1 protein-coding gene is annotated in these 252 nt (G+C 64.7%); it reads right to left on the bottom strand.

What is annotated here, in order from left to right; translation table 11 throughout:
* The coding region (locus P0D70_RS37010) for an IS3 family transposase (RefSeq protein ID WP_408188156.1) at nt 1-252 on the bottom strand (252 nt) is incomplete at both ends.

The raw sequence follows: 252 nt of genomic DNA, 5'->3' as shown, positions 1-252 counted from the left end.
ATCATGTCGGCGGGTATCGCGTCGCTGGCCAAGGCGCCGGAGCAGCAACTGATGGTCACGCATGACGCGATAGACCCGCTTGGCGTTCACGCACGGCGCACCGGTCAATTCGTGACTACGTCGCAGCAATGCCCAGACTCGTCGGTATCCATAAGTCGGCAAGCCCGCTACATGCTCGTGGATTGCAGCGACCAGCTCCGTGTCGTCGGTCTGTCGGGCGCGGCGCCCGTCCTGCCAGTCTGGAGAGCGGGC

The sequence above is a fragment of the Paraburkholderia sp. RL17-381-BIF-C genome, assembly GCF_046026435.1.
In the GTDB taxonomy this organism is placed as follows: Bacteria; Pseudomonadota; Gammaproteobacteria; order Burkholderiales; family Burkholderiaceae; genus Paraburkholderia.
The sequence above is the reverse complement of the archived record's forward strand: the minus strand, read 5'-3'. Positions and strand labels throughout refer to the sequence as shown.